Origin of the sequence: Arsenophonus endosymbiont of Crataerina pallida, assembly GCF_964020125.1 — a bacterium.
Taxonomy (GTDB): domain Bacteria; phylum Pseudomonadota; class Gammaproteobacteria; order Enterobacterales; family Enterobacteriaceae; genus Arsenophonus; species Arsenophonus nilaparvatae.
The window spans coordinates 1,909,387-1,924,433 of record NZ_OZ026540.1; the positions used below are offsets into that span (position 1 = coordinate 1,909,387).

At 38.6% G+C, this 15,047-nt stretch carries 18 protein-coding genes and 1 pseudogene; 3 read left to right on the forward strand and 16 right to left on the reverse strand.

Annotation, left to right across the window (positions count from 1 at the left end; translation table 11 throughout):
- Positions 1-2: 2 nt before the first annotated feature.
- From phoQ to rluE, 7 genes and pseudogenes are all read right to left on the reverse strand, one after another.
- On the reverse strand, positions 3-1,475 hold the full coding sequence (gene phoQ, locus AACL31_RS10070) for a two-component system sensor histidine kinase PhoQ (RefSeq protein ID WP_310512211.1): 1,473 nt from the start codon (positions 1,473-1,475) through the stop codon (positions 3-5).
- Positions 1,462-2,149: pseudogene (gene phoP, locus AACL31_RS10075) on the reverse strand (two-component system response regulator PhoP). The gene phoQ and the pseudogene phoP overlap by 14 nt, the downstream one beginning before the upstream one ends.
- A 175-nt stretch (positions 2,150-2,324) precedes the next feature.
- Positions 2,325-3,695 carry an adenylosuccinate lyase gene (gene purB / locus AACL31_RS10080; protein ID WP_339053970.1) on the reverse strand — a complete coding sequence of 457 codons (1,371 nt, stop codon included), beginning with the start codon at positions 3,693-3,695 and terminating at the stop codon, positions 2,325-2,327.
- Positions 3,696-3,716: 21 nt separating this feature from the next.
- Entirely contained in the window at positions 3,717-4,343 is a 627-nt protein-coding gene (gene hflD / locus AACL31_RS10085; RefSeq protein ID WP_310512199.1) for a high frequency lysogenization protein HflD, read from the reverse strand.
- A complete protein-coding gene (gene mnmA / locus AACL31_RS10090) occupies positions 4,340-5,449 on the reverse strand; it encodes a tRNA 2-thiouridine(34) synthase MnmA (protein ID WP_310512200.1) in 1,110 nt (369 codons plus the stop codon). Before mnmA ends, hflD begins: the two co-directional genes overlap by 4 nt.
- A gap of 89 nt (positions 5,450-5,538) precedes the next feature.
- Positions 5,539-5,988 carry an NUDIX hydrolase gene (locus AACL31_RS10095; protein ID WP_310512201.1) on the reverse strand — a complete coding sequence of 150 codons (450 nt, stop codon included), beginning with the start codon at positions 5,986-5,988 and terminating at the stop codon, positions 5,539-5,541.
- A complete protein-coding gene (rluE, locus tag AACL31_RS10100) occupies positions 5,981-6,610 on the reverse strand; it encodes a 23S rRNA pseudouridine(2457) synthase RluE (protein WP_310512202.1) in 630 nt (209 codons plus the stop codon). Before rluE ends, AACL31_RS10095 begins: the two co-directional genes overlap by 8 nt.
- 139 nt (positions 6,611-6,749) lie before the next feature.
- On the opposite strand from rluE, the gene icd reads away from it, so the two are divergent.
- Positions 6,750-8,000 carry an NADP-dependent isocitrate dehydrogenase gene (icd, locus tag AACL31_RS10105; RefSeq protein ID WP_310512203.1) on the forward strand — a complete coding sequence of 417 codons (1,251 nt, stop codon included), beginning with the start codon at positions 6,750-6,752 and terminating at the stop codon, positions 7,998-8,000.
- A 109-nt stretch (positions 8,001-8,109) separates the two neighbouring features.
- On the opposite strand, the gene AACL31_RS10110 is transcribed toward icd, so the two are convergent.
- From AACL31_RS10110 to AACL31_RS10130, 5 genes are all read right to left on the reverse strand, one after another.
- Positions 8,110-9,243, reverse strand: coding sequence for a phage integrase Arm DNA-binding domain-containing protein (locus tag AACL31_RS10110; protein ID WP_310512204.1), 1,134 nt, complete (start codon positions 9,241-9,243; stop codon positions 8,110-8,112).
- Complete coding sequence (locus tag AACL31_RS10115) at positions 9,218-9,469, reverse strand: excisionase (protein WP_310512205.1); 252 nt, start codon at positions 9,467-9,469, stop codon at positions 9,218-9,220. Before AACL31_RS10115 ends, AACL31_RS10110 begins: the two co-directional genes overlap by 26 nt.
- 155 nt (positions 9,470-9,624) lie before the next feature.
- Positions 9,625-10,455 (reverse strand): YfdQ family protein, encoded by an 831-nt coding sequence (locus tag AACL31_RS10120; protein WP_310512206.1) that lies wholly within the window; start codon positions 10,453-10,455, stop codon positions 9,625-9,627.
- A 58-nt stretch (positions 10,456-10,513) separates the two neighbouring features.
- A complete protein-coding gene (locus tag AACL31_RS10125) occupies positions 10,514-10,873 on the reverse strand; it encodes a hypothetical protein (protein WP_310512207.1) in 360 nt (119 codons plus the stop codon).
- Positions 10,874-10,976: 103 nt separating this feature from the next.
- Positions 10,977-11,327: a hypothetical protein gene (locus AACL31_RS10130; RefSeq protein WP_339053971.1), complete on the reverse strand. Its 351-nt coding sequence runs from the start codon at positions 11,325-11,327 to the stop codon at positions 10,977-10,979.
- Between the two features lie 123 nt (positions 11,328-11,450).
- Between AACL31_RS10130 and AACL31_RS10135 the strand changes: the two genes are divergently transcribed.
- Together AACL31_RS10135 and AACL31_RS10140 are read left to right on the forward strand one after the other, a co-directional pair.
- Positions 11,451-12,419 carry an IS110 family transposase gene (locus tag AACL31_RS10135; RefSeq protein WP_339053972.1) on the forward strand — a complete coding sequence of 323 codons (969 nt, stop codon included), beginning with the start codon at positions 11,451-11,453 and terminating at the stop codon, positions 12,417-12,419.
- Positions 12,420-12,736: 317 nt separating this feature from the next.
- Positions 12,737-13,234: a hypothetical protein gene (locus AACL31_RS10140; protein WP_310512351.1), complete on the forward strand. Its 498-nt coding sequence runs from the start codon at positions 12,737-12,739 to the stop codon at positions 13,232-13,234.
- Positions 13,235-13,429: 195 nt separating this feature from the next.
- Here the strand turns inward: AACL31_RS10140 and AACL31_RS10145 are convergent, their stop codons facing one another.
- The 4 genes from AACL31_RS10145 to AACL31_RS10160 form a co-directional block, all read right to left on the reverse strand.
- Positions 13,430-13,708, reverse strand: coding sequence for a hypothetical protein (locus AACL31_RS10145; RefSeq protein WP_310512352.1), 279 nt, complete (start codon positions 13,706-13,708; stop codon positions 13,430-13,432).
- A gap of 378 nt (positions 13,709-14,086) precedes the next feature.
- Positions 14,087-14,452, reverse strand: coding sequence for a hypothetical protein (locus AACL31_RS10150; RefSeq protein WP_310512353.1), 366 nt, complete (start codon positions 14,450-14,452; stop codon positions 14,087-14,089).
- 7 nt (positions 14,453-14,459) lie between these two features.
- Positions 14,460-14,699, reverse strand: a complete 240-nt coding sequence (locus AACL31_RS10155) for a hypothetical protein (protein ID WP_310512354.1) — start codon at positions 14,697-14,699, stop codon at positions 14,460-14,462.
- Entirely contained in the window at positions 14,696-15,037 is a 342-nt protein-coding gene (locus AACL31_RS10160) for a hypothetical protein (RefSeq protein WP_310512355.1), read from the reverse strand. Before AACL31_RS10160 ends, AACL31_RS10155 begins: the two co-directional genes overlap by 4 nt.
- Between the last annotated feature and the right edge of the window lie 10 nt (positions 15,038-15,047).

The window sequence follows — 15,047 nt, forward strand, 5'->3', positions numbered from 1 at the left end:
TATTAGCTATCTGTCATGGGCGATTGCTGTCTAAAAGTCACAATCACGCGTGCTCCACCTAATGGATTATGAGTAATAGCAATATCTCCGTCATATTGTTCAATAATTTCAGCTGCAATAGAGAGCCCTAAACCTTGTCCTGGCCGTAGAGTATCAACACGTTGACCGCGTAAAAAAATCAAATCTCGTTTATCTTCAGCAACACCAGGACCATCATCATCGACGATAATGGTTAATGAATTTTCAGTGCTACTAGCGCTAACTTCGACAAATTCAAGGCAATATTTACAAGCATTTTCAATAATATTACCCATAATCTCCATAAAATCTATCGGTTGACCTATCCAAGTGATTTCAGGCGAGACATCGAGAGTCAAATTGACGCCTTTTTGTTGATATACTTTGGTTAAGGCACTGCATAGATTATCTAATAAGGCAGAAACTGAAGAAATTTCTTGGATTGCGAAATGATCTTCATTATGTATGCTTGCACGATGCAAATAATAGCCTATTTGTTGTGAAATTCGGCCAATTTGTTCCAGCATGATAGGCTCGGCTTGTTCAATGGTCATTTGTTTGCTTGAGCGCAGAGAACGGAGGGTTGATTGTAATACCGCTAATGGGGTTTTTAGGCTGTGGCTTAAATCAGCAAGTGTAGTTCGATATTTGGTATAGCGTTTTTGTTCATTTACTAGTAAATTATTCAAGTTACGCACTAATCCGTTGAGCTCTAATGGCGGATTTTGATCCAGCGCTTCTCGCTCACCTTTTTCGATGCCACTTATTTGTGAACTTAATGATTCTATTGGGTATAAACTCCAGGAAGTTACTAGCCAAAGCATCGGAATAACCAGAATAAAATTGGCTAATATAACATAACCAAACCATTCCCAAACTAATCCAGTTTTCTGTAGATCTAAAGGTAAAGTATCTATTACAACAATAGTAAGTTGTGGCAGATTTTTAGTTGCCTGATAGTGGTTGACAGAAACTGAGTGAGTTAAAGAGGAGTATTTATCTTTAATATCAGTCACTTTTTGCGCCGGTTTACTGCCGTTAGGTGAGACTTTAATTAATTCACGAGTGGTATTTAAATCGGTATCTAATTCGTACAATCCATCCTTTTTTAACCACTCTTTTTCGATGGCGTTTTCAATCGCAGGAATATGGCGTTGTCGCCACAAAATTTCACCTTGTTGATTATAAATTAAAATAAAGGCTGGGGCATTTAAGGTAAAATCAGTTGGGACATGGATATCTAACTTATTATTACGCCATTGCGCCAAGCTATAAAATAGATTACTTTGGCTACGTAGTAAGGTATAGGTTGTTTTATCAAAACTAACTAAATAGCCAACGATTGCAACGGCACCATATGAAAGTGTCAATGCTAATATTATCCCCGAAGTTGCGAGTAAAAAACGTGTTCGCAACGAAAAGGGTTTTTTGCGTTTTAAAAAATTAAATTGCGTCATCTGAATGTTCTGCGTCAAAGCGATAACCTTGCCCACGAACGGTCACAATGACATCATTAGGCCACGCTTGCATAATTTTTTTTCTTAATCGTCCCATTAAAACATCAATAGTATGGCTTTCGTGTAATTCTGCATCCGGATAGAGCTGGCGCATTAATGACTCTTTACTCACTACTTTACTATTATTACGCATTAAGGTTTCTAAAATAGTATATTCAAATGCGGTGAGTTTGATATTTTTATCTTTAATAGTGAATTCTTTACGTGACATATCAATAATAAAATCACCTAGTTGAAGTATTTGCGAAGCAAGTCCGCTGTTACGGCGCATTAATGCTTGAACCCGTGCTAAAATCTCCTCCAGATGAAAAGGTTTTGTCACATAATCATCGGCACCACTATTTAAGGCAACCACTTTTTCTTGCCAGCGTTCACGAGCTGTTAATATTAGAATAGGCAATTTAATGTTGTCCTGCCGCCAACGCCTGATCATACTTAATCCATCTTCACCCGGTAATCCTAAGTCAACAATTGCAATATCGGGATTACCCTCTTGTAAAAAATAATCGGCTTCTTTAGCATCTGCTGCATCAACTTGATGACCGGTCTTCTTTTAACTGGACAGTTAGATGGTGACGTAAAAGCGCATTATCTTCTACAATTAATATCCGCATAACAACCTCAATTTCTGAATAAATCTACTAGAAAAAGTAGTAATAAATCCTATGTTAGAAGGATAGCTGGATGACGGCAAGATATTACTGAATGAAAAGAAAATAATTATGTGGTTTGATTGGCTAATTAAACGAAAAAGTAGGGTGAGCAATCAATATTACTCACCTATTAATGTTATTTTAAATGGTCCACCAGATTGACTGAATAACCAATATAGTTGGCTGGTGTCATTGTTTTTAAACGATTTTTTTCTGCTTGTGGTAAATCTAAGCTATCAATAAATGCTTTGATGTCGCCTGCTGTAGCGCGTTTGCCGCGGGTTAAAGCTTTTAGTTTTTCATAAGGCTTTTCAATTCCATAACGGCGCATAACCGTTTGAATAGCTTCAGCCAGCACTTCCCAATTAGCATCCAATTCAGTTTGTAAATTCTGCTCATTGACTTCTAATTTACTCAAGCCTTTCAATGTCGCTTGATAGGCTACCAATGCATAACCAATACCGACCCCTAAATTACGTAATACCGTTGAATCAGTGAGATCACGTTGCCAACGTGAAATCGGTAACTTATTCGCCAGGTGATTTAATAAGGCATTGGCTAGTCCAAGATTACCTTCGGAATTTTCAAAATCAATCGGGTTAACTTTATGTGGCATGGTTGATGAACCAATTTCACCAGCGACAGTTTTTTGTCTGAAATGATTAAGGGCAATATAACCCCAGATATCTCGATCAAAATCGATCAAAATGGTATTAAAACGAGCAATACAATTAAAGAGTTCAGCAATATAGTCGTGGGGTTCAATTTGGGTTGTGAACGGATTCCATTTGATACCTAACGAAGTAACAAACTGTTCGCTAAACAGATGCCAGTTTATATCAGGATAAGCGGATAAATGGGCATTATAATTACCCACCGCACCATTAATTTTGCCTAAAATTTCGATTTGCTCAAGTTGCTGATATTGCCGCTCCATACGATAAGCCACATTAGCAAACTCTTTACCTATCGTCGTCGGCGTCGCGGGTTGACCATGGGTTCTTGATAGTAGCGGCAATGCGCGATAAAGACGCGCCATCTCTTTTAGGCTATTAATGATTTTTCGCCATTGAGGGAGAACCACTTGGTCACGGGCGATTTTTAGCATTAAGGCATGGGAAAGATTATTAATATCTTCAGAGGTACAGGCAAAATGAATAAATTCAGCCACTTTTTCAAGTTCAGGCATGGCTGCCATTTTTTCTTTTAGAAAATATTCAACCGCTTTTACATCATGGTTAGTTGTTTGTTCAATTTGTTTGATCTGAATGGCGTCATTTTCATTGAAGTTAGCGACAATTTGCTCAAGATAAGCCGTTGCTTCGGCACTAAATGCAGGTACTTCTTTAATGTCAGCACATGCTGCTAATTTTTGTAGCCAGCGTACCTCTACTTGTATACGATATTTCAGTAAACCAAATTCACTGAAAATTGGACGTAATAGACTGACTTTATCACTGTAGCGGCCATCAATTGGCGATACAGCAGTCAGTGAAGATAATTCCATTGGTAGTGACTCCCAAATTTATTAACAATGAGCAAGAATTTCTTTTGCTTGAGTGATCAAACGTTGTCGCGAAAACATTAATTGTAGGCGGCTTCCACCGACTTGTTGCCAGAGAACGGCGCTACGAATGCCAGTAAAAAGTAATGCGCGTACTTTAGCTTGTATCGAGCTATTTTGCAGCATGTCAGGAGAACCTGTTACCTGAATACGTGGGCCAATAGGGCTAATAACATCGACATAAATCCCTGCCAGCGCATTAAAAATACCGCTGGACATAGGTTCAAAATAATTTTTTTGCTGTTGAAGTAATTCAATACGTCGTTTAAGTTCATCACTAGCCGATAGATTTTTTCTTAGTCGGCGTTCTAAGCCAATGAGACTTAATAAGTAGCGGGTTAAATCGGAGGAAAGCGTATTACTTGAAGCGGTAAGTATAGCAAGTAAAGTATTTAAACCAACACGAAGATTTGCCTCGCTATTGCCATAAACCGCTAATGTGGATGTTGGATTAATATTTAGGGTGCTATTAATCATTACTTCTGCCGTATTATCGTCAATTTTACCTTCATGAGCCAATTGTTGAACTAGACGACATGCTTGGCAAATACCGGCAAATGCAAGAGTAATATCATAAAAATTTTTGCTCACATTGACTCCTGAATACGTGTTTCAATGACGCCACCGCCTAAACAAATTTCACCTTGATAAAAAACTGCTGATTGGCCAGGTGTAACGGCTACAATAGGGTAGTCAAATTGCACAGCGATTTTATTGTCACTAAGTGGCTTAATTGTGCAGGGGATATCTGGTTGTCGATAACGGGTTTTAACTGTACATTGATTGGCTTCGTTTAACGCTGGTGGATTAATCCAATGGATTTGTTGGACGATAAGTCCTGTGGACATCAAACGTGGGTGGTTATGGCCTTGGGCAACAATTAGCTGATTATTTTTAATATCTTTATCGACAACATACCACGGATCGTCGTTTGCTTCTTTTACACCACCAATACCTAATCCTTTACGTTGACCTAACGTATGATACATTAAACCTGTATGTTCACCTAAAATTTTGCCATCAACTGTTATAATTGTACCTGGTTTAGTCGGCAGATAGCGAGCGAGGAAGTCGCGAAACTTTCGTTCACCAATAAAACAAATTCCTGTTGAGTCTTTCTTTTTGGCGGTAATTAAACCAACGTCCTCAGCGATACGGCGAACGGCTGATTTTTCCAGTTCACCGATTGGAAAAAGACTTTGTGCTAGTTGAGCTTGATCCAACGCATAAAGAAAATAGCTCTGATCTTTGTTGTTATCCAAACCACGCAATAATTGATGGCGACCATCAACAGTTTTGCGTCGAGCGTAGTGGCCGGTGGCAATATAGTCTGCTGCCAGATCTTGCGCTGCGAATTCTAGAAATGCTTTAAATTTAATTTCTTTATTACATAGAATATCGGGATTCGGTGTGCGGCCAGCTTTATACTCAGCAAGAAAATGGGCAAAAACATTGTCCCAATATTCGGCGGAAAAATTAACGGTATGCAGTTCTATATCGAGTTTATCGCATACCGATTGCGCGTCGGCAAGATCGGTAGCTGCTGAGCAATACTCATCATTATCGTCTTCTTCCCAGTTTTTCATGAATAAACCGGCAACCTGATAACCTTGCTGTTTCAATAGGTAAGCGGATACGGATGAGTCAACGCCACCGGACATACCAACGATGACTTTTTTTAACTGGCTATCTGACATGAATAAATCTCATTGCGGGTAAACATAAACACAAATATTTTAACATGCAGTGGCAAGTTGCACCATAGTAGCATAAGGATTAATCTCTATTAGCCGGTATGAAATTGATAAGGGTCGATTAATGTTAACGGGAAAAATTCTCGACTGATAAAGCAGCGGATGCTTTCTGCTACTAAAGGCGAGCGCAGGCATGGACTGGATAATATTTCATCAGCAGTAAGCCATAAACATTGGTGGATATCATTATCTTGTGGGGAGGTTTTAGGCATCTCATCCAGTTCAATCAGAAAAAGAAACCGCAGGAAAGCACAGCCATCAGGGGCTATCCATTGATGAATTTTTATTAATTGCTGGGGAAGTACATTAATACCGGTTTCCTCATATAGCTCGCGGCTCGCGGCAGCAAAAATAGTTTCGTTAGCTTCTAAATGTCCAGCTGGTTGATTCCAGACTGATTTATTATTAATAATTTCTTCTACAATTAAAAACTTACCTTTAACGTGAACGACGTTAGCAACCGTAACGTGTGGTTTAAACAAAATCGACCTCCTTCCACTCACCTGGCTGTAAGTTACCTAATTGAAAATTAGCCATACTATAGCGAATCAATCGTAAGGTTGGAAACCCTATGTTGGCGGTCATACGACGTATTTGTCGATTGCGGCCTTCTGATAAGGTAATTTTTAGCCAACAGGTTGGAATATTTTTTCTTGGGCGTATAGGAGGATTACGCGGCCAAAGCCAGTCGGGTTCAGCCACAAGCTCAGCTTTTGCTGGCTTGGTCATACCATCTTTTAATAGTAAACCGTGACAAAATTTTTGTAATGCGGTTGATTCCGGTATACCTTCAACTTGCACATAGTAAATTTTTTCCATTTTATTGTTTGGTTGGGTCAATTTGGCTTGTAATTTGCCATCATTAGTGAGTATTAACAGACCCTCGCTATCGCGATCTAAACGCCCAGCAGCATAGACATTGGTGATAGGAATATAATTTTTTAATGTCTGGCGACCAATTTGGTCAGTAAATTGTGACAATACATCGAACGGTTTATTAAAGAGTAATATTTTACGTGAACTAATCATATGTTTGACAAAATTTGTGCTATTTTTGTCATGATATTGTTTTGATTTGGTCTTTTTATGCTGCAGATTTGTCATAGCAATGATTAATAAAAAATGAGATCCCTATTATACCTTAAATTAGCAAACATTGGCGTAGAAAAATTATTCAAGTACCATGCAATATTCTTACCATAAGTTAACAGGTATTGCGCTAAGATAATAAAAGGAGAGATTGATGGAAAGCAAAGTAGTTGTTCCTCAACAAGGTGAAAAAATTACACTTGCAGCAGGTAAGCTTAATGTCCCTAATAATCCAATAATTCCTTATATTGAAGGGGATGGTATTGGTGCTGATATTACTCCGGTGATGTTAAAAGTGGTTGATGCAGCAGTAAAAAAAGCCTACCACGGTGATAAAAAGATTTCTTGGATGGAGATTTATACTGGTGAAAAATCAACTCAAATTTATGGTAAGGATGTATGGTTACCCGCTGAAACACTCGATTTGATCCAACAATATTATGTGTCTATTAAAGGGCCATTAACGACACCTGTTGGTGGCGGGATCCGTTCCTTAAATGTTGCTTTACGACAGCAACTCGATCTCTATATTTGTTTACGACCAATGCGCTATTATCAAGGTACTCCTAGCCCAGTAAAACAGCCAGAATTGACTGATATGGTGATTTTTCGCGAAAATTCTGAAGATATTTATGCAGGTATTGAATGGAAAGCAGGCAGCTCTGAGGCAGATAAAGTAATTAAATTTCTGCAAGATGAGATGGGAGTAAATAAAATTCGTTTTCCAACCAATTGTGGTATCGGTATCAAGCCCTGTTCAGAAGAAGGAACTAAGCGGCTAGTACGAGCAGCAATTGAGTATGCTATCCAAAATAATCGTAAATCGGTCACTTTAGTGCATAAAGGCAATATAATGAAATTCACTGAAGGTGCCTTTAAAGATTGGGGATACCAGTTAGCACAACAAGAATTTGGTGGTGAATTACTTGATGGTGGCCCATGGATGAAAATTAAGCATCCAGAGACGGGTAAAGATATAATTATCAAAGACGTGATTGCTGATGCGTTTTTACAGCAAATTTTGTTGCGGCCAGCTGAATATGACGTTATTGCTTGTATGAACCTCAATGGCGATTATATTTCTGACGCATTAGCGGCCCAAGTTGGGGGCATCGGTATCGCCCCAGGCGCCAATATAGGCGATAGTTGTGCACTATTTGAAGCAACCCATGGAACAGCACCGAAATACGCAGGTCAAGATAAAGTCAATCCAGGCTCGATTATCCTTTCCGCTGAAATGATGTTACGCCACATGGGCTGGACAGAGGCAGCCGACTTAATCATTAAAGGCATGCAAGGGGCGATTGCCGCCAAAACCGTCACCTATGATTTTGAACGTTTAATGCCGGGTTCTAAGCTATTGAAATGTAGTGAGTTTGGCGATGCGGTCATCAGCCATATGTAATTGCCTGTTTTACTTAATTGATAACGGGAGCTTAACTGTTCCCGTTTAATTTATGCGCTGTTTTTTCTTCCCCAAAACTCCACCAAAACTCTTCCCCAAAACTGAACAATTAAACAGCAATAATTTGCCATTCCTTTCCACGATCATCGTGGTATTTATCTGTCATTTTTCTAGATTTATGGCCAAGTAATTTTTGCGTATTGATTCCTTGCGTTCGATATAAACGTTCAGATAAAGATCTTTGTTCATGAAAAGTTGGTTCATTCCCATCAATCCATATTAATCCACATTTTTTTCTAGCTTTCTTGAATGTGGTAGTTAATGTATTTGCTGTAACTCTTTCGCCTCTTTTGGCTTGTGATGTAGTGTGTCGATAGTGAACTAAATATGGACTTACAACCGCATCACGGCACAGAGAGATAACTTCACGTAATGAAAATCCAATTGCGTCACAACGTATTGATAAAGGAATGGCAACTTTAATGCCGGTTTTTTCTTGCTCAATATGTAACATGTCATTCCAGATATCAGAGAATTTCATTTTAGTGATATCTCCTATCCGTTGTCCGGTTACAATAGCGAGCAACATTCCGCACTGTAAGTAGGGCGGATGATTTTCAGCCTGCTTATAAATAACCTTCCATTCATCAAGAGAAAGCCTTTCTCTTTTGACGCGATTGCGAGGTTGTTTTGTTGCCAGTGCTGGATTATAGCCCGGTGGAACATGACTTGCGTGTTGTGCTTCCTTGAAAATATCAATTAATACCATACGCACAACCTGTGCCATTCTGTTGCGCCCACGGATTTTTACTGACTCAATGATCTCTGCGATATCAAGCGCGGTGATATCATTTAATGCTTTCATGCCGCAGTACTGGCGAAATAATTTAATTGGTTTTATTTTTTGTTTATAAGAGTTTATTTTTATTTCTTCAGCATCTAAACGTTCTTGTTGTATTTCGAGAAATTTATCCAGCCAGATTGCAACTGAAATACCCGATGAAGTATTTTTTATTCTTGCCAGTCTGTCATTAATGCTCATTAGCTGACGTGTATGTTGTTCAGCAATGATGGTATTTACCTCAATCGCAATATTTATTGCTTCTTGTTCAATTGTACCAAGACTGTGAAATTTACCCGTCAATGGATGTTTGTATTGCCAGTAGACTTTTCCATTTCGTTTATCAAGCTTTCGATAAAGACCTGGCACGGTGATTTTATGAGTACGTGGTCGAGCTGCCATCTAGAATTATCCTGCAAAGTTTCTCATTGGCGCTTTTGGCTAGTTGAGGTTTAGCTAAAACACCGACATAACGAGCATCACGATCTACCATCCACTTACGACCAACTTTTATAGCTGGAGGTAAAATCATGCTTGATTTGGCATATTTTTGCAGAACACGGCAGCTTGGTATGTTATCGCCAAACTCAATTTTTCCCCATTCTTCTAACGTCACCATTCTTGACATAACTTACCCCAAATCATTTTGTATGTTAATCACATAATCTTTTGTTTAATTAAATGCTGATGGATAGCTGACACATAGTTAACCTGATGAAGTGCATCATCGAGTGCGTCATGCGCAACAAATAGCTGACAACTAGACCGCTCTATTAAACAACTTTAACTTGCGGAAAAAGAGCCGATAAATGTTTCTATTTTTGAATCAATAAAATAGGTTGATAATAAATCACTGAATTCTTGCGCTATTTTTTCTTCCAGGTTTTCAAGTTGAACAATACGCAGGACAAAGGCAGGAACTTCACCACCGGTCAGAATGCTGTAACGTAGTTTTATCCGACGTTTACTTAATTCTTCGTATGGCACACAAGTAAACTCGAAATAAGCGGGCATCACGTCTTTGCTTTTCGCTTCGACGTTTTCAAGCACGGAACGTTTAGCGCTAAAATCGCTGTCTTCATGCTCAGATGAGTGGGTGGCTTCAATAGTGATGCGACGAACAGCACTAATCGCTTTTTTGATATCTAACGCATTTTCTTCAGCGTCAAACGCGGTGAGATAATCTCGCCAGTCCTCCAACCATTCTGCAAGTTGTTTTTGACTTTGTTTATAGCCATCGATTATAAGAAGATCTCTAAAAGGTGCGGTCTTTTTAAGACTAATAAGCGCTTGATTATCAGCATGACCGGGCTCATCGAGTGTACCAATATTAAAAATCGTTTTTGCTGTCATTTTCTCTGTATCAATAAAGCAACGGACACCGTCAGTTTGTGCATACCGCATACTATAATTAACAAAATCGACAATGCTGATAGTCTTCATAACACCACGAAAGCGATAACGGGTTAAATTAAGTCCCTCAAGTGATCTGATTTCATGGTTTTCAGGCATAATAACAGCTGGGCAATCCGTTTTTTTAATCGGATCTAAATAAATACCGGCAATGGTGAGATCCTGAATTTGTGAAATGGCTGTTCCATCTAATTGAGACATAAAAAAGCTCCTACTTTTTTAATAAAGCATGAATAAAAGGTTATTTAACGAATAATGATTAATTAACGGACTTTAATTTTCCGTCAGTTTGACCTGCAAGCGTAAAGAGTTGTCCCTGGTCTTCCTGCAAGATAGTTAATTTACCGCCTTTACCAACAAACATTGGTGTTTCTGTTGTATCTTCTTCCGATTGTTTACCGCGACGAGTAGGCGTGATGAATTTCAATTTATGGGATATTTTTACCTGATTTTCATCAAATTGGGTTAATTTAAAAACAATATGGATCTCACCCGTGCCACCATTTTTATTAACACCATTACCGACAAGATTTAATGCAGCCGATATTTTATTTTGGAATACGCCAGCATCTAATTCAGAAAGAAACTCTGGAACATCTGTTTTTCTATCTTCACTCATGCTTAGATCCTCTTTAGTATTTACTACAGATAAGGCCACTAACACTTACTTTATTTACCTGCATGGACAACAAACGAAACCCTTGTGTTAATGGCCTTATGTGTTAAGGTGCCGTCTTTCCGGCTGTCATCACTCCCACTGTTACGTCGGTATTTCTCTCAAAATACCCAGTCGTCACCAGATTGCGATCCCCCTTGTATCTTGAAAACGGTTTAAAATAGTTACGATTAGATTTGGCAAGGTGCATGCAGCCCGATTCCTCCTTGTATCTTGAAAACGGTTTAAAATAGTTACGATTAGATTTGGCAAGGTGCATGCAGCCCGATTCCTCCTTGTATCTTGAAAACGGTTTAAAATAGTTACGATTAGATTTGGCAAGGTGCATGCAGCCCGATTCCTCCTTGTATCTTGAAAACGGTTTAAAATAGTTACGATTAGATTTGGCAAGGTGCATGCAGCCCGATTCCTCCTAGGGTTTTAAGCCCGTTAATTAGCGACCGGCGCATACACTGAGTCACTCATCTGAAACCCGAACAGTTGTCCGTACTCCATAACGCATTTGCAAGGATGGGTAATCATGAGTCAGCGAAATCCACTTTGTGTGGGTATTGATGTTTCTAAAGCAACGCTGGACATAGCAGCCAGCTGTGATATTGCACAGTTTACGGTCAGTAATGACTCTGACGGTTTTGATGCCATTATCGCCGAATTGAGAAAGCATTCGGTGGTGTTGGTTCTGATGGAGGCAACTGGCGGGCTTGAAGCTACTGTGGCCTGCTCGCTCCAGGCTGAAGGCTTTGACGTCACTGTGATCAATCCCAGACAATCCCGAGACTTTGCCCGCGCTATGGGCTATCTGGCAAAAACTGACCGTATTGATGCCAAAGTGCTTGCACAAATGGCAGAGGTTATTAATCGACATCCGGAGCGAGAGCGCTTTATCCGGACTCTGCCAAATGCAGAACGTCAGGTTCTTGCTGCGATGGTCGTACGCAGACGCCAGTTGATTACAATGTTGGTGGCAGAACGTAATAGGCTGTATACCGCACATCCACAGAATAGAAAAAGCATCAACATCATCATCAAGGCGCTGGAAGATGAACTTGCCAGAATCGATGAGGATATGAACAACCACATAAGGAACCACTTTAAGGATCTGGCCGCTAGGCTGAGCAGCATTAAAGGGGTTGGTACCATGACAGTTGCTGCGTTGTTGGCGGAGCTTCCCGAACTGGGCAGCCTCTCGAGGCGAGCTATTAGCGCGCTTGTAGGCGTTGCCCCCATAAACCGGGACTCGGGTACCATGCGTGGTCGGCGAACCATATTTGGCGGAAGGGACGGAGTCCGAACAGCACTTTATATGGCCGCGCTTGTAGCAACTCGCTTTAATCCGGTGATAAAAGCCTTTTACATGCGTCTGCTTGCAGCGGGAAAAGCCAAAAAAGTGGCGCTGGTCGCCTGTATGCGCAAGCTGCTGACTATCCTGAACGCGATGCTCAGAAAGAACGAAGAATGGAATGAGTCGTACCATCACGTTTCTCCATAATTTTAACGTTCAAGACAGTTGCTAACTATTAGGTCACCCGTTAAGGGAGGGAGTGAACCCACCCATCAGTTCGAATAAAAAGCGGTTAACTAACAGCATTATCATCACTCCCCTGGCCAGTGTGACAATAGTTAACCGCTGGTTGCTACTACATAGAAAATTAACTAACGAACAGCATTGTTATTTTTGTGCGTTACTCCACACGGTTTTTGATGCCTGCATGTTTTACCACCTCAGGCTGCAGTGGTCCTTCTATTCCCCAATAGAAAGAATTTTGGTATTTTTATGATTCCCCAATAGAAATAAGGAAAAGTGTAGTGACATCAATAAAAGAGAGGCATGAAATGCTAATTAGAGAATTGAATATACCTGACAGACCTATGCAACCGATAAGCCGTGAAAAATTTGAGTTTTTAAGGAAGACACTAGGCGAAAATCAATTAGCAATAGATCTTGATTATTTAATTTCTATTGGCTTGGTAAAAAAGGGTGCGGTTGTTTTAGGTCAAAATAATAATTCACTATTTTATCCTCATCTTATGGCATTAACAGCAAAAGGTTATGATTATGCTAATATCGATACAATTGGAAACGACCTAAATGCTGTCACAATTAAAATTCACAAAAATACACTTGAACATATTGAGACGATTATCAAGTTAGCTAATTTGCCAGAATCAGAAAAGAAAATACTATTAAAACTAGTAAAAGAAAAAGGCGCAGAAGCTATTGTCGGAAAATGTGTTGATACTTTGTTTACAAACATTGGTGCTGTCACGCAGGTTCTTTCTGAGCTAGCCAAAAGCGCTTTTTGATATTAGTTATTAAAACATTAAAAATTACCTTAATGTAATTAAAAGCATTTATCTGCCATATCACATAGCACTCACATGGGTTTCGTATTGTTAAAGAGCATATTACATAACGACATCAAAATTATTTGATGCCTGTCTTTTTGCCACTTCAGGCTCGGTGGTATTCTTGGAGTACCAAACAACCAAGAAGGATAATTAACAATGTGTAATATCAGATTTAAGTGCCCTGGTTGCGGCCATAACCTGATTGTAAAAACTTTCCTCGAAATCAGGAACGTAGATGACATTGAAGGTACCATTTGCACTCACTGTAGCCGGACTATTCTTAAGGATGATATTGTCAAGCAAGCCACTGATCATGCTGCTGATATCGTCAGGGATATCTTTGGGAAGGGCGTCAAATAATTTTTTTAGTTTTTCTTCGACAATACTGTCATCCATGTATAGCGATATTGGTATTTTTTGTTTATTCATAAATCCTCCCTTCCGCTATTTTAACTGCTTGTTAAATCAGCTTTAGTGATGCCTCTCAGTGTCCGATACAGTCATTACGGATTGGCTTGCGAGGATAGCTTAACTATGCAACTATACTAGTAGCGTTCGTACATCCTGAAACTGAATTTTAATTAATTTCGATTCTTTGTGTTCACCATAAAGCTGAACCAAAAGTGCTCATTTTTCAGGTGCTATAAGTACGCAAATTTATTTTTTTGATTTTTGCCAGATCAACTTTATGATTTAAATAGAATTATTTTTTGTAAATTTCTTAGAAAGATAAAATGGGAGATTTAGGTGGAAAGATAGGTAGCGAAGGAGAGAAGAGGGCAATAAAAAACCCTCGGGGAGGGTTTATTAAAATTTAGGTGTTAGTGGTAGATCTTTTATATTGAGCATATCTAATCCTGACATATTTAGTAGGTTTACAATATATGTTCTAATATAAGGATAAGCTAATCGATGAAAGTTAACCTCAGCCATAAAATCATTTAATTTACTACTTGAAATTTCTTTTTTAAATTTTAAGAAAAAATTATATTTGAAAGATAATTCTAATGTGCCAGCAATTAATAGTACTGTTTCCATGGTTGCTTTAATGTTTTTTTTATCTTTCTGATCAACAAAGTAAAACGATGATATAGTTATGTTGCTTTTAGTATGAGATGTATTTTCTTCAAGCTTAATCTCTGAAACGTTTGCTTTAGTTATTGTAAATTCCATTTAAACCTCAAAGAGACATTCTCATAGTGTTATGAGTAACAGATTGACATTCAATCCATATCGGTTTTCCATTAACCTGCTTGCGATTAGGTTTTGATAGTGAAAATACAAAGCGATTCATTTGATTCTTTTTGTTCTCATTATCAAGCAAGCCAACTTCTGTAAGAATGGTGATAAATTCATCATCACTCATACGGCCAAGTTCTGTGAGAGCTTCTTTGACTATATCTAATTGTGATTTTTTCATACATCACCTTTTTTTTCTACTGAAATTCTGTTACCTATAGCTGACATAGGATCTTTGACACATATAATTCTACAGTTAGGAATTCTGGAATAGTATTTAATTTTCCTAATATTAGGATCAAACTTTATAAATTCTTTCCTAATGATAGCATCAAATCCAGATACTCTCATCAGAAGGTTGCATATATAACAATCATTTTGTAATAGAGTTTTTTTAATTTTTAATCTTCTTTTTTTCATTTCTTCAATTACTTTATTTCTAAAGTAATTGAAAGCCAATAAACCTTCTTCTGTATCTAACTCAATAGGTTTTTTTAGTGTTATATTAGCTTGTAACACAATATATTTA

Bases quoted from the DNA above. Each gene is read 5' to 3' on its own strand.
- rluE (WP_310512202.1), bottom strand. From the start codon at position 6,610: ATGACAAATCTGCAGCATAAAAAGACCAAATCAAAACAATATCATGAC.
- AACL31_RS10125 (WP_310512207.1), bottom strand. From the start codon at position 10,873: ATGAGTGAAGATAGAAAAACAGATGTTCCAGAGTTTCTTTCTGAATTA.
- purB (WP_339053970.1), bottom strand. From the start codon at position 3,695: ATGGAATTATCTTCACTGACTGCTGTATCGCCAATTGATGGCCGCTAC.
- AACL31_RS10155 (WP_310512354.1), bottom strand. From the start codon at position 14,699: ATGAAAAAATCACAATTAGATATAGTCAAAGAAGCTCTCACAGAACTT.
- AACL31_RS10150 (WP_310512353.1), bottom strand. From the start codon at position 14,452: ATGGAATTTACAATAACTAAAGCAAACGTTTCAGAGATTAAGCTTGAA.
- AACL31_RS10120 (WP_310512206.1), bottom strand. From the start codon at position 10,455: ATGTCTCAATTAGATGGAACAGCCATTTCACAAATTCAGGATCTCACC.
- AACL31_RS10130 (WP_339053971.1), bottom strand. From the start codon at position 11,327: ATGCACCTTGCCAAATCTAATCGTAACTATTTTAAACCGTTTTCAAGA.
- mnmA (WP_310512200.1), bottom strand. From the start codon at position 5,449: ATGTCAGATAGCCAGTTAAAAAAAGTCATCGTTGGTATGTCCGGTGGC.
- AACL31_RS10135 (WP_339053972.1), top strand. From the start codon at position 11,451: ATGAGTCAGCGAAATCCACTTTGTGTGGGTATTGATGTTTCTAAAGCA.
- icd (WP_310512203.1), top strand. From the start codon at position 6,750: ATGGAAAGCAAAGTAGTTGTTCCTCAACAAGGTGAAAAAATTACACTT.
- AACL31_RS10110 (WP_310512204.1), bottom strand. From the start codon at position 9,243: ATGGCAGCTCGACCACGTACTCATAAAATCACCGTGCCAGGTCTTTAT.
- AACL31_RS10145 (WP_310512352.1), bottom strand. From the start codon at position 13,708: ATGAATAAACAAAAAATACCAATATCGCTATACATGGATGACAGTATT.
- AACL31_RS10115 (WP_310512205.1), bottom strand. From the start codon at position 9,469: ATGTCAAGAATGGTGACGTTAGAAGAATGGGGAAAAATTGAGTTTGGC.
- phoQ (WP_310512211.1), bottom strand. From the start codon at position 1,475: ATGACGCAATTTAATTTTTTAAAACGCAAAAAACCCTTTTCGTTGCGA.